This is a genomic window from Kitasatospora sp. NPDC015121, from assembly GCF_055562955.1.
In genome coordinates this window covers 39,799-60,617 of the sequence record NZ_JBVHEH010000037.1, presented here as the reverse complement: position 1 = coordinate 60,617, position 20,819 = coordinate 39,799, and the positions used below count along the sequence as shown (strand labels likewise).

Below are 20,819 nucleotides of genomic sequence, written 5' to 3'. Positions count from 1 at the left end.
TCACGCGCAGGTCACGAGGCCAGTCGGGCACTACGGGCGAGGGGCAGTTCGGGGAGGGGTCGAGTTCGCACAATCTACAACTCGGCATCGTTTACCTTACATAATTACTATTATCGGCTAAAAGTATGGCTATCGTCGGGCCAGTCTGGCGGCTAGACTGGACGGCATGACGACAGTGCCACTGGGTGAAGCCAAGGACAAGCTCTCCGCGCTGGTCGATAGCGCCGAAACCACGCACGACATCATCACGATCACCAAGCACGGCAAACCCGCCGCGGTGCTGATGTCTGCCGACGACCTCGAATCGCTGCACGAGACGATCTACTGGCTCTCACGTGCCGGTGTCCGCGACGACGTCGCTACCGCCGACGCCGAGTACGCTGCCGGCCACACTGCCTCCATCGACGACCTGCGCGCGGAACACGGCCTGCCGCCGAAATGAGCGACGCTCCCACAGACTCGTCCGACCCGTACCGGGTCGAAGTCGCATCCCCAGCTCGCCGCGACCTTCAACGTCTCCCATCCCGGATCGTCCACGCCGTCATCGAATTCATCTCCGGACCCCTCGCCGAGAACCCTCACCGGCTCAGCAAACCGCTACGCGACGACCTCGACGGTCTCCACAGCGCCCGCCGCGGCGACTACCGAATCCTGCTCCACATCGACGACCCCAACCACACCATCGTCATCGTCAGAATCGACCACCGTGCCCACGCCTATCGCACCTAGGGGTAAAGCCATACGTGCGAGAGACATTGAGATACAGCTGGTGCCGCGGTAGCGCAGTCGACACAGACTCGATCAACCTCGAAATGTGATGCCCGAAGGTTCCACCACACCAGGGTCATGGCCGTTGACGCTAAGTAGTTGACGCGCCGCGATGACCTGAACATCTTGGTATGGCCCTGGGCCGACAATCAGTCTCGCGATTGTTGTCTCTGCCGCCGGACGCCAATGGGTGCCGAGGTTGATCGCGAACGCGGTGAAGGGCGAGAGACCGTAACCGCTGAGGCGGAGTTCGCCGAACAGAGGGTTAGTGCTGGTCGTCGGTGGCGCTGTGTGGGTCATGACACGAAACTCCTGTTCGGCCTTGAACGAGTCATCTTTGTGCCGGGCGAGGTGCTTCGCCATCTCGAAGCGTGCGAAAGCGAGGTCGTGGGGGCCGAGCGCGGGTTTGTTCGCGTAGCGGCTGATGAACTCGTCGGCGTCGCGTTCGATAGCGGCCGACTCGTAGCTCACTTCGACGACATCCACGTCCGCCGGGAAACTGATCACTGAGTCGAGTCTTGGATTTTCTGGCTCGGGCCAGTTGAACATTGGGAAGGTGTGATTCTCGAGAACTTCCCTGGGTATGCCGATCGCGAATCCGCCTGTACCACCGGCGTAACCGCGCCATTGACTGAGATCATCTGGCTCGGTGGTAAACGAGGCGGCAAACACTTGCGCGGGGTCTGGTAACAACGGGTGGTCGCCGCCAGAGTCACCGGCGGCATCCGTGATCTTCTGCGCGAACACTTTGCCGGCAGTCTTCAGCTCTGCGTGGTCGTTCATGAACCGAACATCAGACGCCTGGAATCGCAGCGTTCGATCGTAGGTGTACTCGGCATACAAGGGGTGATTGGTAGTCGCGTACACGTTCGGGAAGCTCGCTTGGCTGATTCGATCAACGATGCCGAGGAGTCCTGCCGCGGAAGTGTAGTGATACAAGTTGTCGTCGTTGCTCATGTTGCTCTTCCGCCTATTCGACGAGGTCGCGATCGACTAACCCGATGAAGCGGCGATCCCCGGCCCGAAAGGGTTGGGGATCCGTCCGCCCTTCCGCCCCGCACCTTCCGCCTCTGGCCGGCGGTAAAGAGCCACCGGCGGACCGGAAGGGCGGAATACGGACACCACCACAGACACGCAAGAAAGCACCCCGGCCGCCGGCCACGAACCACGACAAAAGCGCAAGGACAAGAACCTACCCGCCCCGGTGTAAACATTCTTCTATCCCGACGCTCGCGCATCAAGGCCGCTCCAGAAATAATATCCACACGCGCCACTCGCACGCTCGAACAAAGGCGCTAAGATATTTTTTCCTACGCTCACCTTGACCCGCTCCCGCCGAGACCAGAATATCGGCACATACCGGGGAGAGGGGAGAAAGTACAGGTAGAACGCATGCAAGTAGCTGCGTACATCACGGTTTGGTATTAGAGAAAGAATGCGAAAAATGATTGAAGATGTCATTAACTAAAGCGGAAGCTAATCGAAGAAATACCCGCGAAAGTATTGGTTTATATTGCAATGTTCGATAGAATGAAATCAATAAAGAATCACCGACGAGGGGGAGTGACAATGGCGATCACCGTATATACCAAGCCCGCATGTGTGCAATGCAATGCCACGTACCGCGCTCTCGACAAAGCAGGAATCGAATACGACGTCATCGACATCACCGAAGACGCACAGGCCCGCGATTACGTCATGAGTCTCGGATACCTGCAAGCCCCCGTCGTCGTCGCAGGAGAAAACCACTGGAGCGGATTCCGTCCCGACGAAATCTCCAAGCTCACCCCGGCCGCCTGACCACACACTTTCACCAGCGAAACGAGTTTCAATGAGGAAATCAAGCAGTTCGGACGGCGGGTGCATCAACGACGAACAGTCGGTTGTCGCGCAACAATGCCCAGATCACGCTCACTCGTCGACGGGCCAAGGCGATCACCGCTTGAACGTGTCTCATTCCTTCACTTCGTTTCTTGAGGTAGAACTCGCGGTTCGGTCCATCTTTGATGATGGAGGTTTGAGCGGAGAGGTAGAAGACGCGCCGCAGTCGCCGGCTGTAGCGTTTGGGTCGGTGCATGTTGCCGGTTCGGCGGCCGGAATCGCGGGGGACCGGAACCAACCCCGCTGCCGAGGCGAGGTGACCGGCATCGGAGTACGCCGACATATCACCGGCAGCGACAACGAATTCCGCGCCGAGGATCGGACCGATACCGGGCATGGATTCGATGACCGCAGCCTGTGGATGGCGGCGGAAGGTCTCACCGATCTGCGCGTCGAGACGAGCAAGCTGGACGTCCACTGCGAGGACTCTGTCGGCGATATCGGCCACCAACTGCGCCGCAACAGCCTCACCAGGCAGGACCACATTCTGCGCGGACGCCGCTTCCCACGCAATCTCGGCGACACCGTCCGCCCCGCGTACCCCACGTTTACCGAGCCACAAGCTCAAACGAACGCGTCCGCGTCGCCGAATGGCGCGCGGCGTCTGGAAACCGGTCAACAACACCAACGCGCCCTTGTGACGCCCGAAGTCGAAAGCCCGCTCGAGCGCAGGAAAGACACCGGTGAGAGTGTCACGCAGACGGTTGATCAGCCGGACTCGGTCAGCGACGAGATCGGTCCGATGCGAGGTCAAAAGCGCGAGTTCCGCGGCCAGCTGGGCCGGTGGAATCAACACAGACAGATCGCGTCGGTGTCGAGCAGTTTCCGCGATCACATAGGCATCGCGGGCATCGGTTTTCGCCTCCCCTCGATACGCGCCGGACATCCTGTTGACGGTGCGACCAGGGACGTAAACCGCATTCTGTCCGTGCGCGGCGAGAAGAGCAAGCAACAACGTCGAGGAGGTACCGGAAATATCTACCGCCCAATGGAGTTCGTCGGCCAAGGCCAGAATTTCGCTCAGCGCGTGCAATATCGCGGTCTCGTCGTTGATGATCTTGTGCGACCACACGATCAACCCTGCTTCGTCGACCACTGCCGCCCAATGATGGCCCTTGCCGGCGTCGATTCCAACCCATGCGTGGGTGTGAGTTTCTCTCATCGCTCCTCCATGTCGCCTACTCATGTCAGGCCCGAGGAACACCCCACCGTCATCTCCGTAAACAGCACTCGAAGCACATTTTTCAATCAGCAGCCAGGGCGTCCCGAAGCGCTGGGCGGCCACTCGTTTCGAGCCACATAAGGCAGGACACCATCAGCCACACCCAGCACTTCCGGACCATCCAACAACTTACGGAGGACACCATGACCGCAGCAGCATTCACCTTCACTCCCGATGCAGACTTCGTCGACCGCGCACTCGACGCCGAGCTCCGCTGCGACAGCGAATCCGTCGACCGCAAACTCCGCACCATGCTCGCCGCCCTCGACGATTCCCTCGCCGGAATCAGTGATGCACGCGAAGAGCTGCACACCCTCTACACCGCCCCTGACGCGGACACCGCCGAAGACGTTGCCGCCCATGACCAGGACATCGCAACTCATCTCGCCGAGGCTGCCCGCAACCTCCGCGCGGCCACCGAGATCCTGCGCAGTCACCGGCAACTCACCTCACCGCGACCCTGACTCCTATGCCCACCGGCGACAGCAAGGACCCCGACGTGACACTCTCACTGGCCACCGTCCCCGACTTCGACGACCTCACCAGCGAAAGCGACGAGATCGACGAGTACAGCACCGCTCTCGACGTCGAAGCTCAGCTCCTGTGCTCGCTGCTCTGGGCGCCGGCCGAGAGTGCGAAGCGTGCCGTCGCAGCTCTGACCAGCGCAGACTTCTACCGACCCGTGAACGCGGCACTGTTCACCGCCATCTCCGAACTCGCTCTGGCCGGCAAACCTCACAACAGTGCCCATGTCTTCACCACCTTGCAGCAGGAAGGCCGCACCAGCGGGCACCTCGGGAAACAACTCACCAAAGCACTCACCGACATCACCACCATCGGCGTCCCGTCCGCTGAACTCGAGCACAACATCGCCGCAGTCCTCACCCAGGCATACCGCCGCGGATTCCGCGAAGCAGCACGATCCCTCGCCCAAGCCGCCGAAGAGCTCCCCGAAGACCAACTGTTCGAACACCTGCTCGGCATCGGCCGTGAACGCCGCGCAGCCTCCCAACGCCTCGAAGCCATCCGCGAAGGCCGAGCATGACCAACAAGCCAGGTGTGGTGAAACACAGCATCTTCGGAGTCCTCGCGCTCGCCGTCGCGGCCCTGGACTTCACGATCGGCACCAAACACGTGATCACCGCCGGAATCATCGCCCTCACCGCCTCCGTTTACAGCTTCGCCAAAGCCGCCAGCCTCCGGAAACCTTTAGACGCCAAGGAGAATCGAACATGACCGAAGCGAACGGTAAGGACCTGATGCCCGACGAGGCCGTTCTCTGGTTTGAACGCCGGAAAGCGGAACCAGGACGGCGGGTGAGTCTGGCCGAACGCCAGCACTGGATCAATGACTATCCGTCAGCGGTCAACGCACTCGGCCCGATGTGCCACTCGATCACTTTCTGGCGTCAACCTTCGTACCGACTTCGTGTCACACTGCGAGGCTCACAACTCGCCAACATCACCCGCATAGACAACGTGCTCAGCGATCGCGGATGGACGCGAGATCTCACCCCTCCGCCAGCAAGTTTCGACCAGCGGCCGCCGGAGACAGGGTTAACGCCATCATGAGCGACGACGAACACGACGCCTGGCAACTGCACCACCACGGAGCCAGCTGGGACGACATCGGCACCGAAATGGGATGCAGCCCCACCGCCGCACAAACCCTCGCAACCGCCTACGAGAAACGCACCGACAACGCCGCAGCACAAACCCAAAACACTCTGTTCTGAACACCCGTCCGTAGGTCCGTGTCGGACCTACCAGGCACAATCGCCGGAAACGACAGAAAGGAACGCCATGAACAACGAGATCGCCACCATCGTTGCCCCAGTCGCAAAAGCAGGAGCCGCGTCAGCAGTAGCCGGATTCGTACTCGGAACACTGATCGGCTGGCTGTTCTTTCCCGACGCAATGAAGCCGTGGCAATTCGGCATGATCCTCGCCCTGGTCACGCTGTTGCTGGTTCTCGTCGCCGCCACCCCCTACGTATGGCGCCGGTACAGCGGGCAAAGCTAGCAGTGCAACCCCTCGCAGACGCCCCCCTCGAGGAGCGCACCGACAAGGCCGCCGCACAAAACCGAAACACCCTGTTCAGGCACCGCTCCACAACCGTTGTTGACCGCAGGAAACAGGCAATGATCAGGTAGAATAGACAACGGTGCGCAGCTCCCCTGCGCACCACCACACTCGCCCGAGTCGACGAAGGAGCACCGGTGACCACTGCACGCAACGCACAGTCGCACATGACCGAAGCCCAGATCGACCGAGCCATCGCCGCCGCCACAGCCGGACACCGCATGGCCGGCATGGAACCCAGCGCCACCGACGTCGAAATCGGCCGCCGGCAACTACGCGGAGAAATCACCGGCGACAAAGCCGTTGAACTCGCAGTCGCCGCAGCACTCGCCGAATACGAGGCAGCACAGCCCGAGTGAACGACCCCTACGAGATCGCCCCAGGCGTCCTCAAAAACAAATACGGCATCACCGACCCCGCGAAACTCGCAGTAGTCGAACGCGCAGCCGCCTACCAGCGAATCCTGCAACTCGAAACACAGCCCATACCAGGCAATTTCGACTTCGACCACCTCAAAAAGATCCACCAATTCATCCTGCAAGACGTCTACGACTGGGCCGGCACCCTCCGCACCCGCGACACCGGCGCAGTCGGCATGAACCTCCCACACTGCCGACCCGAACACATCGAAAACCAAGCCGCATTCATCTTCCGCGGAATCGCCAAAGACAACTTCCCCCAAGGACTCCCGAAAGACCGCGCCGTCGACCGACTCGCTTACCACTGGGGTGAAACCACTACCGGTGGAAGTGGATTATTCGATAGGGAACTGTTCACTCTGATGTGAGCGAAGCGCGGGGTAGTCGCCGCGATTGGCGCCGGCGAGACGCGCATAGGTCTCGAACATCGTGACATTGAAGTCGAGCATGTCGGCCAGCACTTTGGCGGGGACGGCTCCGGCGAGGCGGAAGCGAGCGGTCTTTTGCAGCGCAGAGATACTTGTGCCGAGCATGCGCAACTGACCGGTGAGATAGAGCGGATGTCTCGGTCGGCCGGGTTGCCGCCCTGGGAACAGCCAGTCCTGCGGCCCCGCGTCGGGGTGCCGGGCGAGTTGGGTTCGAGCTAGATCCGTCAGCGGTTCGGGAAGCCGCAGCGGCCGGTCACCGACGTGCAGGTCGACGGCATCGCCGGTGTCGTGGAGGTGTGCGTGTTGCAGCGTGAGAATTCTGGCCGCGGTGAAGCCGTAGACGGCGATGAGCAGGCAGGGAAGGCGGACATCGACGGGGATGGTGTCATCACGGACGAGCGTGGCGATGGTCTGTTCGTGATCGCGTTCGGACGCGGTGATGTTAGGCAGTCCTGGTACGAGGGCGGGAACCTCCAGCCGTGGCGCGACACCACGCTCCTGCGCCCAGCCGAGGAACTGAGGCAGCCAGCGTTGCGCGGATCGGACCGCAAGGAACTGCTCGACCCGTCCTTGCGTGACAGCGTCGAGAGGAGTGTCGTGCTCGTCGAGCCAGGTGAGAAAGGCGATCAGTCCGCGGGTTGCGGCCTTGACATGGTTAGCCGCGCCGGGAGTGATATCGCCTGTGCCGCAGCCTTGTTGGGCGCGGCGTAGCAAAACCCACCGGGTATAGGTTGTCAGCACCCGGCGGTGCCCGGCGGGAGCGTCGCCGATGGTGCGGGCCGTCCAGGCTTCGAGGAGATCGGTGTTTGCCCGATCGCGGGGAATCGCTCCGGCGTCGACCAACAGGGCGTGGAGGTAGTCAAGGCCTTTCCCGCCGTGTGTCTGGACGAAGGACACGGCGATCAACGGTGTTCGCCCGGAGGCGATCTCACCCAGAAGGTCGATGTGCGGGCCGTGGCGGAGCCATTTGATGATCTGCGCCGGCCGGGGTCGTGCAAGCAGATGGTCGCGTAGGGCGCGCATCGGCTCACTCAACGTCCCGTCCGGGCCGGCCAGCAGTTCGGTGCAGCGGTCCTCGAGGGTGCAGCGGCCGCAGAGCCTGCCGTAGTAGTGCTCCTCGCCGCCGCAGCGGCGGCAGGCGTAACGGGCCGGCTGGCCCGCGCAGACCGCGCAGACCGCCTCAGCGGTGTCGTCGAGGAACGCGAGGATACGTACTTGGTCGCAGCCAGGACATGAGGCGGGGTTGCGCAGCACACGGTTGTGGCAGGCGAAGCAGTGTGGCCCGGACATGATCACTACGGCGATCTTCTTGTCCTTGCCGCAGGACACGCACCGCCGGGTGGGTGTGGGGTAGCAGTTCAGACAGTGCCACCGGCCGTCGACGTGGCTGGCGACGGTCACGTTCTTTCCGCAGGCGGTGCACTCGAAGGTCGGGACGCCCTCGGGGCCGCAGCGTTGGCAGACCGACCGCCCATCAGGTCCGGTGGCGATGAGCTTCTTTCTCCGCAGACAGCACGGACATTCTGCGTAGGCGGGCAGTTGAGTGCATCGGAAGCAGATCCGTCGGCCCTGCTCGTCCCGTGCCTTGACGACCTTGGCGGTGCGGCAACTGGGGCAGATCGGTAAGCCGATGCCGGTCGCACCGCGGTGAGCGAGGTGCGCCAGCAACTGTTGCACCACTGTCGGTGCGTCCGCGGGGATCCGGGACGGGGTGAACGTGTCGCAGGTCAGGAGCCGAAGCGTCCCGTTGCGTCGGGGCGCAGGGATGATGCGCTCAGCTGCCGCGACCACCATCGGCTCCGGCGCGTGCACCCCTTTGCTGGCCAGGGCCTCGGCGACCCGGACACCGAACTCGCCGTCCGGCTGCGGGGTTCCCCGTCGAATCGTCACGAGTGTTTCGGCCGGTGGATCCGGGCGGGGACTGGCCGCAGATCGCCGATCCTGTCGATCGGGCCGCCGGTGCCGGTGTCCTCGACGGGACGCTGATCTGTCTGTTCGAGGACGAGCAGATCGTTGGGGGTGCAGCCCAGGATCGTGCACAGGGCGGCGAGGACCTCCACGTTCAGTCGTTGCGGGGTCTGGGTCACCAGGCGGAACACCTGCTCCCGGGACAGGGGCACGCCCTCTGCCTTGAGCGGTTCGATCAGGTCGGTGGTCTTGAACATGCCGCGCTCTGCCATGAGGGTCCGCAGCCGCCAGGTGATCGTCTTCGTCGTCATGTCGGGTTCTCCTGAGCGAAGTAGAACTTGTCGATCGCGGCCGTCAGGACGCGGTTGCGGTAGTCGTCGGTGACGGAGGTGTAGATCGCGGTCGTGGAGGCGTAGGCGTGCCCGACCTGGCTCTGCACGAATTGTTCGGCATATCCGAACTCGATCAGGTGCGTCACATACGAGTGTCGCAGGCTGTGCAGCGTCAGCTCCGGGGCCAGGCCGGCCACCTCCCGCAGCTGCGCGAACCGTGTGTCCAGATACCGGTCCCCGACTCGGGTACCGCGTTCGGTCGGCCACAACCCCGGGTTCGTGCCGGGACGGAACCGCTCCCGGACCTGCTCGACATAGACTCGCAGGCCCTCGATCGCCCACTCGAACTCCGGCAGCGACAACACCGAGCGACGTTTGGGGATACTGCCTTTGGACGATTTTCCGTGCCGAACATGCACCAGCGCGAAGCTGCCCCATTGCGGCGCTTTCGCGTTCGAGCGCAGATCCGCCAGGTCCAAGCCCAGTACCTCGCGACGCCGCAGACCCCACGCATAGGTCGTCTTGAGCAGCTGGGCATCCCGCAACGCCGCCAACGCGCCTTTGCGTCCCTGCCGCACCAACTCGTCCACACGGCTGTCCGCGGCCGCGAACAATGCTTCCAACTCGCCGTAGTCCAGCGGCCGACGCCCTGGGCGGCCCTCGAAGTCGGCGGTGTGCGCGACCGTGTTCCACTCGAAACACACCTGTGTCGGCACCGACCCGAACCGTGACCGGCACTCCGCGACCCAGTCGTAACGCTGATCGGTCACGAAATTCAAGAAGGCGCGGATCGTCAGGTGATAGCTCCGCACCGTCGACCGCGCCAAGGGGCGACGGCCACTGAACAGGCTCGTGGTGAAGTCCTCCACGTCGCCCGGTAGCCATTGCCACGGATACGTATCGGTGAACCGCGCAAACCGCTCCACCTGCCACCGCCGGACCAGGATGGTCTGGGATGCCAGCCCCCGGCTCGTCTGCTGTCGCGCGAAACCGTCAAGCATCGCCCCGAACACCGCAGCTGGCTCGTTCAGCAGTGCGACGCCCCGTGGCCGCAGGCTCAAAACCTCATCCTCGGTGTCCACTGCAATATAATTGCATTAGATGCATCAGTTTGTCGAGGTTCGTTCGTTCTTCGATTGCCGAAAATGGCCGTTCTGCGCCCGTCCAGAGCTGCAATCGGTCCCCAATCCGGTCTCGTCTGCGGGTCTCGCTGGCCTCGGAAACTACACTGGAACCTGTTGGAAACCGGCTATACTCGCCTGAGCAGGCCTTCCGTGCTGTGTTGCATCGGATCGAAAAATTCGCAGTTCGTCCTGCACCCATTCCGAGACGGCAACTCCCGCACACAACGAGTCTTCTTCGACGAACTCCTCAAATCCTCCGGCTGGACCATCGACTGGCAAAAAGTCCACGCCTCCGCAGTACAAGCAGCCCGCTACGTCGCCATGGAAGCAACCCACACACCACTTCGCGACGTCCTCGCGGTCGGCGTACACCGCAACAACACCGAACCACCCACCCTCGCCAGCACCCAAGGCAACGTCATCCACCTCGAGGTGGCCGAGCACCACAAAGCGATGATCGAGCATCTACGCAGCGGAAACCGCGAACCGTACAACCCCAACGAACTCAGCGACCTCATGCGCAGCCGACTACTCGACTACCCGTCACAGCCACCGACGGGTTCACGGGAATCAGGGACGACCGAGCCGGAAACCTCGCGGACCCAGACACCGAAACGCGCCCACGACCTCGGCCGCGACTGAAACTCCAAACAAAAGCGGATTGACCAGCACAAATGCGGCCCGTGAATTGCTCCTACTGAAACTTTTCGGCGGGATCACTCAACAGCCGAGCAAGAGCCCGAACCGTTTTCGGGTCAGTCATATCGCCGCCCCGCGCGCAACCGATCCTCGCACCGGACGCCGCCTCCGCAGCCTGCAACTCCCGATATGCCTCAACAAGCTCAGCACTGGGATTCGCCATCAGCTCCGCTTGACGCTTCTGCTCAGCGTCGCGAGCAACGCGTATCCGCGCCGAAAACTGCTCCTCGCGCCAGATTCCGAAACGGCGACGTTTCCACAGCCCACGAACGTCCGCGCCGGCCATCCATGCCGCGAACTGCTCCTTTTCTCGCTCCCACTTCCGCGGCCGAAAATCCGGACTCCAACTATCCATCAACTTTTCCCCCACCTCGCTTCAACCTGTGGACACGCCCAAATTAGCAGCGTTCAACCACCAAGCGCCGCCGACGAAGATCCGAAACGCACGTCCGACCAGCCGAAACGCGACCAAGCCTCGACCCCCGACGGACAACCCCGGACAGAGAAATGGCCCGACTCAGGGTCGGACCATCCTCATCTCCATTTGCGATTAAGGGCCTACGAACAGCGCCTTCACGCTCTTCGTACCCATCGAACCAACCAGCCCACCAGAATCAGCGGCAACGCCAACGCCACAATCAACACCCGACGCACCAAACCTTTGAATCCAGGGATCCAAACTGCCGACTTCACAAATTCAAGCGCAGCGGGATCCCCAAAAGGAACCTCATACCCCAGCCAGCCTACGACGCGAATCAGCAGGAAAACCACGCTGATCAGACCCCAAACGGCATCCGCTGCCTTGCCGATCACCTGCATGGACCGATCGCCGCGCCACACCTGCGTTGCCAAAGACTCATCCGACCACCAACGAGATCGAGTCCTTTGTCCAGATGCATTCTCTCGACTAGATCCGTTTTCCTCATGTAACTCATTACTTCTATTCATGTGAGTGTCCTTTCGTATCAATTCACATATGTCCCCTTTGAATCAGAATTTCCACACACTTCTGGTGCACTTCCGTTCTTTCTGGGATTGCTGGCCTTCCCGATTTTTCGAGAAGGTAGAGCAATCGTACCAGGTCACACCGACAATCTGCGAGCTTCCCGGAGTCGCGAGACTGAATTGATACACCCGGCAAGAATTGGCTCTCAGCTGCCCGTACAGACACGATAATAATGCTCCGGCACTCCAAGCTGGGTGCATCGTGGCGTATTTACTAACAAGGGCTAAAAGATATCCCCTCTTAGAATACGAGCGAGTTTAAATAGGCCGTTCCTCTTCAGGGAACTCACCGCGAGAGCAGAGCTACCGCGACACCACACGTGGCCGGCCTCCGTCGCTCCCGCACAATCACCCCGCCAGCGCACCGAGTGGGAGGTGCGAACGCCAGGCCCGTTGCGGCGGTGTGTTGGCGCCTGCCCAGCGGCCGGCCACCTTCGGTGTCCTCCGAATTGAGCTCCGCTGCGCTCCGCACCAGCGAAAAGCGTTGATTTGTTTGTCCTTCTGGCCTTCCGATTCTCGTCGGCGGTGACCTGCGCGCAACCCCTGGCGGCGATGCCGGCCCGAGGGCTCCGAGAAATTTTCTCAACCCGCACTCGCACGCTCGCAGAGAAATTTTCCCGGCCCAGGGGTGGCACTCCGGCCCCCTCATGCCGACGCGATTCTCCTTTGCCAGCAGGGCAAAAAAATTGGCGGCCACCGAGCAGGGGGACGCCACCGGATCAGCGGAGGTTCCAGTTATGAGCGCACAGGCGAAGACCACGGCGGACAAGAGCGCAGCGCGCCGCGAGCAGGCCGCCGCACTGCACGAGAGCATCACCGCGAAGGTTGCCCAGCTCACCGACACCGATGCATGGGCCGCCTACCTGACCGCCGCAGCAGCGTTCCACGCGTACAGCTTCAACAACGTGATGTTGATTTTCTCGCAGGCGCCGGACGCGAGCCAGGTCGCCGGATTCCGCAAGTGGCAGGAACTCGGACGCCAGGTCCGCAAGGGCGAAAAGTCGATCAAGATTTTCGGCTACTCGACCAAGAAGATCACCGAAACCGACACCGAGACCGGCGAGGAAACCACTCGCCGAGCAGCACGGTTCCCGATCCTGTCCGTGTTCGACATCGCCCAGACCGATCCGATCGAAGGGCACCCCGCAGCAGCAGCCGAGACCATCACCACCCGACTGCAAGGCGAAGACCCGGCCGCCATCTACACCCGCATCGCACAGGTGATGACGGAACAGGGATGGACCGTCACCCGCGAGCACATCGCCGGAGAATCGAACGGCCGCACCAGCCTCGACGGATCACGCCGCATCATCGTCGACGACACGATCAGCGACGCACAAGCCGCGAAAACGATGATTCACGAAGCCGCTCACGCGCTCATGCACGCCAGCGGAGACATCGACCCCGCCGAGCTGCACCGAGGCCGCGCCGAAGTGGAAGCCGAATCCGTCGCCTACGTCCTGGCCGGATTACTCGGACTGGATACCACCGATTACAGCATCGGCTACATCGCCGGATGGGGAAACGGAGACCTCGAGGTCATCACCGACACAGCCCGCGCAGTCCTGGCGACCGTCCACACCCTCGCCGAGGCACTCGAACCCCGCGCCGACGACGCCGAGGACACCGCAGCCGCATAGACGGCAGCACCCCGCAAACGCAGTGCGACACCGGGCGGTAAGAGGCCGCCCGGTGTCGCACCCGAAAGTCTACGAAAGGGCAACGACATGAGCACCACCACCGACGAGCTGCGCGCCGACACGATGTACAGCAACACCATCGACGCCGCGTACCCCGCGATCACACCCTCAGGAATGACGGCCGCCGAGATCCTCGAGACACTGACCGCAAAGATCACCGCCGCCACGAGCGCGGTAGGGATGCAAGCCGAAATCGGGTGGCTCACCCTCGCGCACGAAGTGAGCGCCCGCGAAGCCGTCGCCCTGCTCGCCGTCGCGACCCGCCGCGCCTACGACGCCGGACAGATCGCACCCTCACGCGTGAATCGGGTTTACGGCCGAGTCGAGCGCGCCGCCGCACCGCACGGAATCCGGTTCCGGTGGTGAGCGCCCCGAAGGCAGAGGCGATGGTGGATCCGCAGATGTTCACCGGATGCGTTCTCGCGGGATGCTCGAACATCGTGGCCGAGGACGGAGAAATCTGCTCGCAGTGCCGTCGCATCTTCGGCGACATGATCAGGCCCGTATCCGAGCGAGAGCGCGCCGAGACCACCGAACCCCCACGGCCCGCCGCGACCGGACCGCAGCAGTTGACCCGACGCAATCAACGATGCTGGCTGTGCGAGCAACGCCGCACCTGTACCCGCGTCGGTGGTCAGTGGGAGTGCTGCGACTGCGCGCGGCCGGCGCAAAGGTGACGCCTGCCCGGCGGCCGGCCACCTTCGGCGTCCCCCGAAATGAACTCCGCTGCGCTACGTCCTGATGAAGAACATCTTTTTGTTCTCCTTCTGGCCTTCCGATTCTCGTCGGCGGTGACCTGCGCGCAACCCCTGGCGGCGCAAGCGCCGGCCGATGGCTCCGAGAAATTTTCGTCACTCGCAAGCTCCCGCCGAAATTTTCTCGGCCCAGGGGTGGCACTCCGGCCCCCTCATGCCGACGCGATTCTCCTTTGCCAGCAGGCGAAAAAAATTGGCGGGGCACCCGGCCCGGTCACTTTCATCAGCGAGGGGAACGACATGCAGCGCATCCGTTTGAACACCGCCACCGAGGTACTCGCCTCCATCCCCACCATGCTCGGATTCATCCCGACCGCATCGGTCATCGTGATCATGCTCAAAGACGAAATCGTCGACGGCCGAACCACCAAACAGATTGCCCTTGTCACGCGCACCGACGCCGCCACCGGCGAGGGTGCCGAATTCGATCCCGCACCGTACCTCCAAGCCGCCGCACGCGCCGAGACCACCGCCACGATCTGCGTTGCCGTCGCCGAAGACGCCGCCGCAGTCATCGCGCTCGACCAGATCGCGATCCTGCGCCAGGGATTCCGTGACGCCGGAATCCACGACATGCTCGCCCTGCACGTCACCGCGCTCGAAGCCGGAGCGTTGTGGACCGACCTCGACACGTACGCGACCGGACTCACCGAAGACCCGAACGCCTCAACGTTGAGCATTCACAACGCCGTCGAAGAGGGCCGCAGCACCGCAGCCTCACGCGAGGACATCGCCGCCCGCTACGCCGTCACCGTCGAAGCGGACACCGCACCCGCACACGCAGCGCTGCACGCACAGGGACCGGACTTCGTTCGCCACACCGTCACCGAACTCGTGACACTCATCCGCACACGCGGCAACCCGGACGCCGAGCTGGCCGGCCGTGTCGGACTGTGCGCCACGATCAGCCCCACCGCACGTGATGCCCTGCTGTTCACCGCCAACGGAAACGAGCACGCAGCCGCCCATGCGTTCGCGACCATCGCCCGCCAGGTACGCGGCAACGCTCGAATTCAGATTCTCACCGTCGCGGCGTACTGCTCATACATCAGCGGCGACGGACCCAGTACCGGTATCGCGCTGGAGGCTGCGCAAGCCGCAGTGATCGAAGGCAACGGCGAGCACGACACCCCGCTGCGTAACTTGCTCGACTTTGCACTCGAGCACGCGGTCTCGCCCGCCGCAGTCACCACGCAGCTGCACGCGATCAGCGCGGAGGCAGCGCGATCCTTCGGCGTCGGCGTCGACAACCTCGACAGCTGAAAAACGGCAGCGGCCCCGACTTCGCGAAGAAGTCGGGGCCGCTCCCGTATGCGGTGGCGCTTGTTCGGGCATCGAGCCCGAACAAGCGCTGCGCCAGTATCTCGGTACGCCACCATTGCAGCGCGGCGCACCGGATGTCAGTTGAACAAATGCTCCGTGTTCCCCGGTGGTGGAAACGCAATGTCGATCGGCACTGCCGATTCAGATTCAACGGTGTGACCGTCGACGACGGCCGCGAGATCCGCAGCAGTGATCACACGCAGATGCTTCGTTGCCTGATACAGCGTCGACTCCAATGCAGAGCGGGTACTGATGGTGTGCTCCTCAGCCATACTCAGATCCTTTCGATTCGTTTTCGGTCGTACATCAAACTCCACGTGAAGATCGGGCAGTAGTCACATCGTCAGATAGTTCCCGACCATGATGATCGCGTTGTAGACGCCGTGCGTTGCGATCGCCGGCCATAACGAGCGCGTGTAGAGCGCGATGGCCGTAAACGCTATTGCGTTCACACCAGCGTTGACGACGTTGCCGGTACCGAAGTCTGAATGAACGAGCGCAAAAGCCACCACGGTCAGCAGAGAGATCCCTGTCAGGAGGACCCAGTTCCGGGGTCGCGCACGCTGCACCGCCAACACGACTGACCGGAATATGACTTCCTCCGCGAGTGCCGCACCGATGAACGCTGTAGCCAGTGCTGTGAGGATTCCTCCTCGCAGGTACTGATCACGTCGCTGCTGTCTCGCCGCAATCTGTTCGGGATCGGTCACAGTGAACAGCTCAGGATCGAGGGACCCGATCGCGAACCACATCAGAAACAAGCCCAAACCGAGAAGCGAAGGGACGAGCACACCCCACACAGCTACTCGCACCCACACTGGAGAGCGCGAAGACGGTCGGGGAACCACGAACCCGAGCCACTTCAGAGATCTCCGAACCCCGACCCACATCCAGCGGCCTGTTCGAGACCATTCACCACGATCAAACTTCGGTCGTCGGGATCCAGACTTTCGCGACTCCCAGACGAGAACAGTGAATACGACGCCGCACAGGGGCAGCAGGATCATGATGTCGATCTTCGGATTGGCGACAGCGGTAGCGGACAGCGCAATCGTCACGCCGAGCGCGACACCAATAAAACAGCGATCGAAGACACGCCCGGGAAGTACTCGCTCCTGCCAGAGATGTAGCGCCATACGGCGCGACGGCCGCGGGGGCATCGAACTGCGAGAGCCAACCTCATCTTCGGCGACTCTCGGCAGTCCGCCTGTCACTCGTTGCTCTTCGGGCTGACTGCCGGTGCCGCGACCGCCGAATCGGCAGACTTCTTCGACGAAACCCTCTTCGTGCTCGACCGCCTTCCGGCAGTCTTACGGTCACCAGTGACACGCCACTGCTTAATCGAGGCTTCGGTGAATCCGACGCGCAGCGCTTCGGTCAAGGCCGCATCGAGTTTCCCGGTATTCGCGGCGTCCTTGCGGGCGAACTCCTCGCGCGTATCGAGCAGTTCCTTGTGTGCGGTCGCCACCACACGGATGATCTTCATCTTCTCTTCGGCTTCCGCCTTGATAGCTGCATCGAGTGCGTCGAAATCTGGTGTGTTCGGTGTCGTGTTCATGCGCTACATCGTAGGAGAAATCAGGCCCGCCCGTGCACCACTGAACGTGCGCTAAGCGCAACTCGCGGAGACTCGACCCGTTGTCCACGGGTGGGTGTCCGGGGCGGCGTTGTGTGCACACCAGACGCGGAGCGGAGGAATCTGGTGTGTGCCCAATGCCGAGAACGCCGGTGCCCGCCTGTGGGCAACATCAACCACCCGAAATGCGTATCGACGCGCTCCGCGCGGCGCATCTTCATTTTCTCCGAGATTCGACCACAGGTCGGGACTGCTCCGATCCTCATATGGATGCCCGAGATTTCCCTCTCCGCTCCGCTGCGTCTCAGGCACCCACAATCGGGACCAGCCCCCAAATGGGGACGAATTCGAGACCAGAGGAACTCGCAGGCTCGTCCTGGCGCTTTTGAGATTTCGGGGACGAGACTCAGAACGGAAGTGACCCCGAAATCTGAGCCCCGGCAGAGCAAGATAGTAACTTAGGTGCCCTAAGTTGGGTCAGGTCTTGCCGCTGCGCTCTGGACCTGAGACACTGGCGTGTAGCCCCACGTGGTGGGGGCGCTGCGCTGGGCCGAAGGGGGGCACGACGGACATGAGTGAAGACGAGGTCAGTCGACCCCGCCGGTTCCGTCGTGAACGCCGGGAGAATGTGCCGGGCGGTCGAGCTGCCCGGCACGTGGTGAAGGTGACTCCCGAGGAGGAGTCCGAGTTGCTGCGCCGTGCGCAGGAAGCGCGCATCACTGTGGCGCGGTTGATGGTCGAGTCCGCTCTTTCCGACTCCGGGGAAACTGCCACCGATCGGCGCGATCTTGCCGCGGAGTTGTTCTCCGCGTTTCGGTTGCTGTCGGCGATTTCGATCAACATCAACCAGATGGCGAAAGCTACCAATGCGACCGGTGAGGTCCCCGCCGAACTGAACGGCGCATTGGTCAGTGTGCGTCGGCTGGCGGACCGAATTCACGGCACGCTCGACGAGATGTCCGCGCCGTGATCGTCAAGATTTCCCGCGGCGCCAAAGTCACCGGCCTGATGTCGTACCTCGCCGGTCCGGGCAAGAGCAACGAGCACACTGACCCCCATCTTGTTGCCGGTGACTACGCGATCATGGCGTGGCACGACGACAACGAACTCAGCGGTGTCGACGCTCTCGCGATCGGCAAGCAGATCGACCAGCCCCGCAAAGTGTTCGGCACCGAAATCAAGATCCCGAACTACCTGCGCGACGATGCCGGCCAGGACGTCCGCGACAGTCACGGCAAGAAGGTCCGCGATCCGATCGACCCGTATCGCGACGGCAATGTCTGGCACTGCTCACTCTCGCTCAAGGCCGACGAAGGCGAGCTGACGGACCAGCAGTGGAACAAGATCGCCACCGAGTTCATGGACGAAATGGGTTTCACCGAAAACTCCGGCCGCAGCCCCTCCAGATGGGTCGCCGTCCGACACGGAGTGTCCGCGAAAGGCAACGACCACATCCACATCGCCGCATCCGCCGTGCGCGAAGACGGCACCAAGGTCAACCTCTACCGTGACTGGAAACGAGCAAGCGACGCGGCCGCACGCATCGAACGCGAACACGGCCTCGCTGTCATCGAATCCCGCCAGAGCAAGACCGGCGAACGCGGCTACCACCGAGCTGAAAATGCGCGCGCAGTACGCAACGGGCAGACCGAACTCGACCGCGATCTCCTCGCACGCCGCGTGCGCGCCTGCGCAACATCGTCGAAGTCCGAAGCGGAATTCGTACGTCGACTTCGCGGGCAAGGATTGATCGTCCGGCCTCGCTTCGCCTCCGGCCGAGATGACGTCGTAGTCGGCTACAAGGTCGCCGTCAGACCCGACCGCGATGCCACCGGAACCGATGCCAAGCCCATCTTCTACGGCGGCGGACACCTCGGTAAGGACCTCACACTCCCCCGCCTCCGAAAGGAATGGGAAGACACACCCACCAGCTCCGGTGAAGCCGTCGCAGAATGGCGCGCAGCACGGCGAGAGAAGCCCGCAGTGCGCAAGGGACGCGAGACCGTCGTCGCCGATCCCGAACTGTTGGCACGCGCCGCGCAAGACATCGAGCAGTGGAACAAATACCTCACCAGCCTTCCGGTCACCGACCGAGCACAATGGGCACGCGCCGCCGGCCGAACCGCAGGTGTCTTCGCCGCGTGGTCCTCCCAAGTCGAAGCCACACCAGGACCGCTCGCGAGAGCGTCCGTCCAACTCGCACGGTCCGCGCAAATCCCCGCACACCAACACGCCCCGAAGAAGGCCGGCATCGTCTCCGCGGGCGGCGCGGCGATGATCGTCATGCAGTGCAAGCCGGGACTCGACGCGGCCGCCGGCTACGCATTGCTGCTGCGGCAACTGATGAAGGCGACCGAAGCGATCGCTGCATCATCGCGCGCGGCCGGAGCCGCTGCCTATGCTGCCCAACTCGAGACCGTCAGCCGAGTGCAACTCGAATCGGTACACCGACGACTGAACGCCGCCGCACAACGATCTGCCGAGATTGGTTCCGTCGCGGTCATCGAACGCGACGAACCCGCCCACGAGGTCACCACCACGACACCGACGACGGCACCCGAGTCCGTCGAACGGACCTACACCGCCGAAGAGCAAGCCGAGATCGACGCCGCCCAGAAGTCCTTGCGCCTGTCGTACCCGAGCAGCCCGACCGAAGCAGTCCGCCCGTCACCGCTCCCCCCGAAGCTCGAACCCAAACCGCGCACCGCCGCACAACCCAACCAACGCCGGGACACCGGACGAGACGTGTAACCAGACATTGCCGCCGCCGCACAGAATGCGAACCGGTGTCGGGCTGTTGTGCTCAAATGTGCCGTGAAGAACTTCTGGTCGCAGATTTGGAACGCCGAGTGGATCGCGGACACCGGGCTTCCGTTGCTCCTTTCGCTCATCGCTTTGTACGTGGCGTACCGATTCCTCAAAGCGCAGTTCAAGCACGACCGGAACCTGATCGCCGAGCAGTTCGCACACGACCGCCTCCTGGTCGCAGAGGAACGCCGACGGGCATTCGCACGGAGATTTGTAGAGGACGCCCGCCAGGCGATGACAGAGCTTGTCGAGATCAATCGCTCGTACGGCCGAGATGGCACCGACGAAGCCAACTTCCGGGCGATCTTCACCCGATCCAAAGAAGTGTTCGAGAGGCTCTCACGGTCGGCCCGTGACCTCCAGATCGCACTCGGACAATCGCATCTGACTCTCGCCGCGAGGTCCGTTGCCACTTACCACCTACTTCGCATCTCCACCTACGCCGAAGCTCCCGAACTGCGGCGAGATTCCGTGCCGCTTTCTTTCGTAGGCCGCGAGGCGATTGCGCGGCAGACCCTGACCGAGCAGTGGACGTCGCACATACAAACTCTGGCAGCAATCCTTGATACCTGGGAAGGAACCGAGCCGTTGCCGCCGCTGGTCGGCACCCTCGCCGATGTGGAATTGCTTCCGCTGGGGCCGATTGACACCACTCCCGAAGCATTGGTCGGATATGTCGAAGCCGTTGCGCTTTGGAACGCCACATGTCGAGGCAAGTTCAACGACGAGATTGCAGGGCTCGTGCGGATGAGCCCATCCTGACGCTTGCCTCGACCAAAGGCGTAATTGA

29 protein-coding genes are annotated in these 20,819 nt (G+C 62.6%); 19 read left to right on the top strand and 10 right to left on the bottom strand.

Features of this window, described 5'->3' with window-relative positions:
• Nucleotides 1–166: 166 nt before the first annotated feature.
• On the top strand, nucleotides 167–442 hold the full coding sequence (locus ACZ3J7_RS35935) for a type II toxin-antitoxin system Phd/YefM family antitoxin (protein WP_054828168.1): 276 nt from the start codon (nucleotides 167–169) through the stop codon (nucleotides 440–442).
• The gene (locus ACZ3J7_RS35930; RefSeq protein ID WP_054828169.1) at nucleotides 439–729 is read left to right on the top strand and encodes a type II toxin-antitoxin system RelE family toxin; all 291 of its coding nucleotides are present in this window, start codon (nucleotides 439–441) and stop codon (nucleotides 727–729) included. The genes ACZ3J7_RS35935 and ACZ3J7_RS35930 overlap by 4 nt, the downstream gene beginning before the upstream one ends.
• A gap of 72 nt (nucleotides 730–801) precedes the next feature.
• Here the strand turns inward: ACZ3J7_RS35930 and ACZ3J7_RS35925 are convergent, their stop codons facing one another.
• Nucleotides 802–1,725 carry a DUF2971 domain-containing protein gene (locus ACZ3J7_RS35925; RefSeq protein ID WP_352392316.1) on the bottom strand — a complete coding sequence of 308 codons (924 nt, stop codon included), beginning with the start codon at nucleotides 1,723–1,725 and terminating at the stop codon, nucleotides 802–804.
• Between the two features lie 612 nt (nucleotides 1,726–2,337).
• On the opposite strand from ACZ3J7_RS35925, the gene nrdH reads away from it, so the two are divergent.
• The gene (gene nrdH / locus ACZ3J7_RS35920) at nucleotides 2,338–2,568 is read left to right on the top strand and encodes a glutaredoxin-like protein NrdH (protein WP_311052691.1); all 231 of its coding nucleotides are present in this window, start codon (nucleotides 2,338–2,340) and stop codon (nucleotides 2,566–2,568) included.
• A 40-nt stretch (nucleotides 2,569–2,608) separates the two neighbouring features.
• On the opposite strand, the gene ACZ3J7_RS35915 is transcribed toward nrdH, so the two are convergent.
• Nucleotides 2,609–3,811, bottom strand: a complete 1,203-nt coding sequence (locus ACZ3J7_RS35915; RefSeq protein WP_065353057.1) for an IS110 family RNA-guided transposase — start codon at nucleotides 3,809–3,811, stop codon at nucleotides 2,609–2,611.
• A gap of 203 nt (nucleotides 3,812–4,014) precedes the next feature.
• Here ACZ3J7_RS35915 and ACZ3J7_RS35910 point away from each other — a divergent pair, with 203 nt between their 5' ends.
• The 8 genes from ACZ3J7_RS35910 (at nucleotide 4,015) to ACZ3J7_RS35875 (ending at nucleotide 6,739) form a co-directional block, all read left to right on the top strand.
• The gene (locus tag ACZ3J7_RS35910; RefSeq protein WP_219468614.1) at nucleotides 4,015–4,335 is read left to right on the top strand and encodes a hypothetical protein; all 321 of its coding nucleotides are present in this window, start codon (nucleotides 4,015–4,017) and stop codon (nucleotides 4,333–4,335) included.
• Between the two features lie 5 nt (nucleotides 4,336–4,340).
• Nucleotides 4,341–4,916: a DnaB-like helicase N-terminal domain-containing protein gene (locus tag ACZ3J7_RS35905; protein ID WP_353799030.1), complete on the top strand. Its 576-nt coding sequence runs from the start codon at nucleotides 4,341–4,343 to the stop codon at nucleotides 4,914–4,916.
• On the top strand, nucleotides 4,913–5,107 hold the full coding sequence (locus ACZ3J7_RS35900; RefSeq protein ID WP_311052694.1) for a hypothetical protein: 195 nt from the start codon (nucleotides 4,913–4,915) through the stop codon (nucleotides 5,105–5,107). Before ACZ3J7_RS35905 ends, ACZ3J7_RS35900 begins: the two co-directional genes overlap by 4 nt.
• The gene (locus ACZ3J7_RS35895; protein WP_219468622.1) at nucleotides 5,104–5,442 is read left to right on the top strand and encodes a hypothetical protein; all 339 of its coding nucleotides are present in this window, start codon (nucleotides 5,104–5,106) and stop codon (nucleotides 5,440–5,442) included. The genes ACZ3J7_RS35900 and ACZ3J7_RS35895 overlap by 4 nt, the downstream gene beginning before the upstream one ends.
• On the top strand, nucleotides 5,439–5,606 hold the full coding sequence (locus ACZ3J7_RS35890; RefSeq protein WP_219468625.1) for a hypothetical protein: 168 nt from the start codon (nucleotides 5,439–5,441) through the stop codon (nucleotides 5,604–5,606). Before ACZ3J7_RS35895 ends, ACZ3J7_RS35890 begins: the two co-directional genes overlap by 4 nt.
• Nucleotides 5,607–5,673: 67 nt before the next feature.
• Nucleotides 5,674–5,892: a hypothetical protein gene (locus ACZ3J7_RS35885; protein ID WP_219468629.1), complete on the top strand. Its 219-nt coding sequence runs from the start codon at nucleotides 5,674–5,676 to the stop codon at nucleotides 5,890–5,892.
• 197 nt (nucleotides 5,893–6,089) lie between these two features.
• Complete coding sequence (locus ACZ3J7_RS35880) at nucleotides 6,090–6,311, top strand: antitoxin VbhA family protein (RefSeq protein ID WP_219468632.1); 222 nt, start codon at nucleotides 6,090–6,092, stop codon at nucleotides 6,309–6,311.
• A complete protein-coding gene (locus tag ACZ3J7_RS35875) occupies nucleotides 6,308–6,739 on the top strand; it encodes a Fic/DOC family protein (RefSeq protein WP_311052699.1) in 432 nt (143 codons plus the stop codon). The genes ACZ3J7_RS35880 and ACZ3J7_RS35875 overlap by 4 nt, the downstream gene beginning before the upstream one ends.
• On the opposite strand, the gene ACZ3J7_RS35870 is transcribed toward ACZ3J7_RS35875, so the two are convergent.
• Genes ACZ3J7_RS35870 through ACZ3J7_RS35860 form a run of 3 tightly spaced genes read right to left on the bottom strand, consistent with a single transcriptional unit; the run spans nucleotide 6,707 to nucleotide 10,121 of the window.
• Complete coding sequence (locus ACZ3J7_RS35870; protein WP_311052702.1) at nucleotides 6,707–8,689, bottom strand: hypothetical protein; 1,983 nt, start codon at nucleotides 8,687–8,689, stop codon at nucleotides 6,707–6,709. The genes ACZ3J7_RS35875 and ACZ3J7_RS35870 overlap by 33 nt on opposite strands.
• A complete protein-coding gene (locus ACZ3J7_RS35865; RefSeq protein ID WP_311052704.1) occupies nucleotides 8,686–9,018 on the bottom strand; it encodes a helix-turn-helix domain-containing protein in 333 nt (110 codons plus the stop codon). Before ACZ3J7_RS35865 ends, ACZ3J7_RS35870 begins: the two co-directional genes overlap by 4 nt.
• Nucleotides 9,015–10,121: a tyrosine-type recombinase/integrase gene (locus ACZ3J7_RS35860; protein WP_311052705.1), complete on the bottom strand. Its 1,107-nt coding sequence runs from the start codon at nucleotides 10,119–10,121 to the stop codon at nucleotides 9,015–9,017. The genes ACZ3J7_RS35865 and ACZ3J7_RS35860 overlap by 4 nt, the downstream gene beginning before the upstream one ends.
• 156 nt (nucleotides 10,122–10,277) lie before the next feature.
• Between ACZ3J7_RS35860 and ACZ3J7_RS35855 the strand changes: the two genes are divergently transcribed.
• On the top strand, nucleotides 10,278–10,805 hold the full coding sequence (locus tag ACZ3J7_RS35855; protein ID WP_311052707.1) for a hypothetical protein: 528 nt from the start codon (nucleotides 10,278–10,280) through the stop codon (nucleotides 10,803–10,805).
• Between the two features lie 52 nt (nucleotides 10,806–10,857).
• On the opposite strand, the gene ACZ3J7_RS35850 is transcribed toward ACZ3J7_RS35855, so the two are convergent.
• Together ACZ3J7_RS35850 and ACZ3J7_RS35845 are read right to left on the bottom strand one after the other, a co-directional pair.
• Nucleotides 10,858–11,232, bottom strand: coding sequence for a hypothetical protein (locus tag ACZ3J7_RS35850; protein WP_351645575.1), 375 nt, complete (start codon nucleotides 11,230–11,232; stop codon nucleotides 10,858–10,860).
• 203 nt (nucleotides 11,233–11,435) lie between these two features.
• On the bottom strand, nucleotides 11,436–11,714 hold the full coding sequence (locus tag ACZ3J7_RS35845) for a hypothetical protein (RefSeq protein WP_243621720.1): 279 nt from the start codon (nucleotides 11,712–11,714) through the stop codon (nucleotides 11,436–11,438).
• A gap of 890 nt (nucleotides 11,715–12,604) precedes the next feature.
• On the opposite strand from ACZ3J7_RS35845, the gene ACZ3J7_RS35840 reads away from it, so the two are divergent.
• From ACZ3J7_RS35840 to ACZ3J7_RS35825, 4 genes are all read left to right on the top strand, one after another.
• A complete protein-coding gene (locus tag ACZ3J7_RS35840) occupies nucleotides 12,605–13,507 on the top strand; it encodes an ArdC-like ssDNA-binding domain-containing protein (RefSeq protein ID WP_311052708.1) in 903 nt (300 codons plus the stop codon).
• Between the two features lie 87 nt (nucleotides 13,508–13,594).
• Nucleotides 13,595–13,933, top strand: a complete 339-nt coding sequence (locus tag ACZ3J7_RS35835; RefSeq protein ID WP_311052709.1) for a hypothetical protein — start codon at nucleotides 13,595–13,597, stop codon at nucleotides 13,931–13,933.
• Nucleotides 13,930–14,244 (top strand): hypothetical protein, encoded by a 315-nt coding sequence (locus tag ACZ3J7_RS35830; protein ID WP_243621718.1) that lies wholly within the window; start codon nucleotides 13,930–13,932, stop codon nucleotides 14,242–14,244. The genes ACZ3J7_RS35835 and ACZ3J7_RS35830 overlap by 4 nt, the downstream gene beginning before the upstream one ends.
• Before the next feature lie 39 nt (nucleotides 14,245–14,283).
• Complete coding sequence (locus tag ACZ3J7_RS35825) at nucleotides 14,284–15,585, top strand: DUF4192 family protein (RefSeq protein ID WP_219468648.1); 1,302 nt, start codon at nucleotides 14,284–14,286, stop codon at nucleotides 15,583–15,585.
• Nucleotides 15,586–15,722: 137 nt separating this feature from the next.
• Here the strand turns inward: ACZ3J7_RS35825 and ACZ3J7_RS35820 are convergent, their stop codons facing one another.
• From ACZ3J7_RS35820 to ACZ3J7_RS35810, 3 genes are all read right to left on the bottom strand, one after another.
• Nucleotides 15,723–15,917, bottom strand: coding sequence for a hypothetical protein (locus ACZ3J7_RS35820; protein WP_219468651.1), 195 nt, complete (start codon nucleotides 15,915–15,917; stop codon nucleotides 15,723–15,725).
• Between the two features lie 63 nt (nucleotides 15,918–15,980).
• The gene (locus tag ACZ3J7_RS35815) at nucleotides 15,981–16,703 is read right to left on the bottom strand and encodes a CPBP family intramembrane glutamic endopeptidase (protein WP_353799029.1); all 723 of its coding nucleotides are present in this window, start codon (nucleotides 16,701–16,703) and stop codon (nucleotides 15,981–15,983) included.
• Between the two features lie 152 nt (nucleotides 16,704–16,855).
• Nucleotides 16,856–17,203, bottom strand: coding sequence for a hypothetical protein (locus tag ACZ3J7_RS35810; RefSeq protein ID WP_219468657.1), 348 nt, complete (start codon nucleotides 17,201–17,203; stop codon nucleotides 16,856–16,858).
• 589 nt (nucleotides 17,204–17,792) lie between these two features.
• Here ACZ3J7_RS35810 and ACZ3J7_RS35805 point away from each other — a divergent pair.
• From ACZ3J7_RS35805 to ACZ3J7_RS35795, 3 genes are all read left to right on the top strand, one after another.
• Nucleotides 17,793–18,191: a plasmid mobilization protein gene (locus ACZ3J7_RS35805; protein WP_311052714.1), complete on the top strand. Its 399-nt coding sequence runs from the start codon at nucleotides 17,793–17,795 to the stop codon at nucleotides 18,189–18,191.
• Nucleotides 18,188–19,972 (top strand): relaxase/mobilization nuclease domain-containing protein, encoded by a 1,785-nt coding sequence (locus ACZ3J7_RS35800; protein WP_311052715.1) that lies wholly within the window; start codon nucleotides 18,188–18,190, stop codon nucleotides 19,970–19,972. Before ACZ3J7_RS35805 ends, ACZ3J7_RS35800 begins: the two co-directional genes overlap by 4 nt.
• A 63-nt stretch (nucleotides 19,973–20,035) precedes the next feature.
• On the top strand, nucleotides 20,036–20,791 hold the full coding sequence (locus tag ACZ3J7_RS35795) for a hypothetical protein (protein WP_311052716.1): 756 nt from the start codon (nucleotides 20,036–20,038) through the stop codon (nucleotides 20,789–20,791).
• Nucleotides 20,792–20,819 lie beyond the last annotated feature (28 nt).

Excerpts from the sequence above, each read along its gene's own strand:
- ACZ3J7_RS35935 (WP_054828168.1), top strand. The coding sequence starts at position 167 with ATGACGACAGTGCCACTGGGTGAAGCCAAGGACAAGCTCTCCGCGCTG.
- ACZ3J7_RS35930 (WP_054828169.1), top strand. The coding sequence starts at position 439 with ATGAGCGACGCTCCCACAGACTCGTCCGACCCGTACCGGGTCGAAGTC.
- ACZ3J7_RS35925 (WP_352392316.1), bottom strand. The coding sequence starts at position 1,725 with ATGAGCAACGACGACAACTTGTATCACTACACTTCCGCGGCAGGACTC.
- nrdH (WP_311052691.1), top strand. The coding sequence starts at position 2,338 with ATGGCGATCACCGTATATACCAAGCCCGCATGTGTGCAATGCAATGCC.
- ACZ3J7_RS35915 (WP_065353057.1), bottom strand. The coding sequence starts at position 3,811 with ATGAGAGAAACTCACACCCACGCATGGGTTGGAATCGACGCCGGCAAG.
- ACZ3J7_RS35910 (WP_219468614.1), top strand. The coding sequence starts at position 4,015 with ATGACCGCAGCAGCATTCACCTTCACTCCCGATGCAGACTTCGTCGAC.
- ACZ3J7_RS35905 (WP_353799030.1), top strand. The coding sequence starts at position 4,341 with ATGCCCACCGGCGACAGCAAGGACCCCGACGTGACACTCTCACTGGCC.
- ACZ3J7_RS35900 (WP_311052694.1), top strand. The coding sequence starts at position 4,913 with ATGACCAACAAGCCAGGTGTGGTGAAACACAGCATCTTCGGAGTCCTC.
- ACZ3J7_RS35895 (WP_219468622.1), top strand. The coding sequence starts at position 5,104 with ATGACCGAAGCGAACGGTAAGGACCTGATGCCCGACGAGGCCGTTCTC.
- ACZ3J7_RS35890 (WP_219468625.1), top strand. The coding sequence starts at position 5,439 with ATGAGCGACGACGAACACGACGCCTGGCAACTGCACCACCACGGAGCC.
- ACZ3J7_RS35885 (WP_219468629.1), top strand. The coding sequence starts at position 5,674 with ATGAACAACGAGATCGCCACCATCGTTGCCCCAGTCGCAAAAGCAGGA.
- ACZ3J7_RS35865 (WP_311052704.1), bottom strand. The coding sequence starts at position 9,018 with ATGACGACGAAGACGATCACCTGGCGGCTGCGGACCCTCATGGCAGAG.
- ACZ3J7_RS35840 (WP_311052708.1), top strand. The coding sequence starts at position 12,605 with ATGAGCGCACAGGCGAAGACCACGGCGGACAAGAGCGCAGCGCGCCGC.
- ACZ3J7_RS35835 (WP_311052709.1), top strand. The coding sequence starts at position 13,595 with ATGAGCACCACCACCGACGAGCTGCGCGCCGACACGATGTACAGCAAC.
- ACZ3J7_RS35825 (WP_219468648.1), top strand. The coding sequence starts at position 14,284 with ATGAACTCCGCTGCGCTACGTCCTGATGAAGAACATCTTTTTGTTCTC.
- ACZ3J7_RS35820 (WP_219468651.1), bottom strand. The coding sequence starts at position 15,917 with ATGGCTGAGGAGCACACCATCAGTACCCGCTCTGCATTGGAGTCGACG.
- ACZ3J7_RS35810 (WP_219468657.1), bottom strand. The coding sequence starts at position 17,203 with ATGAACACGACACCGAACACACCAGATTTCGACGCACTCGATGCAGCT.
- ACZ3J7_RS35805 (WP_311052714.1), top strand. The coding sequence starts at position 17,793 with ATGAGTGAAGACGAGGTCAGTCGACCCCGCCGGTTCCGTCGTGAACGC.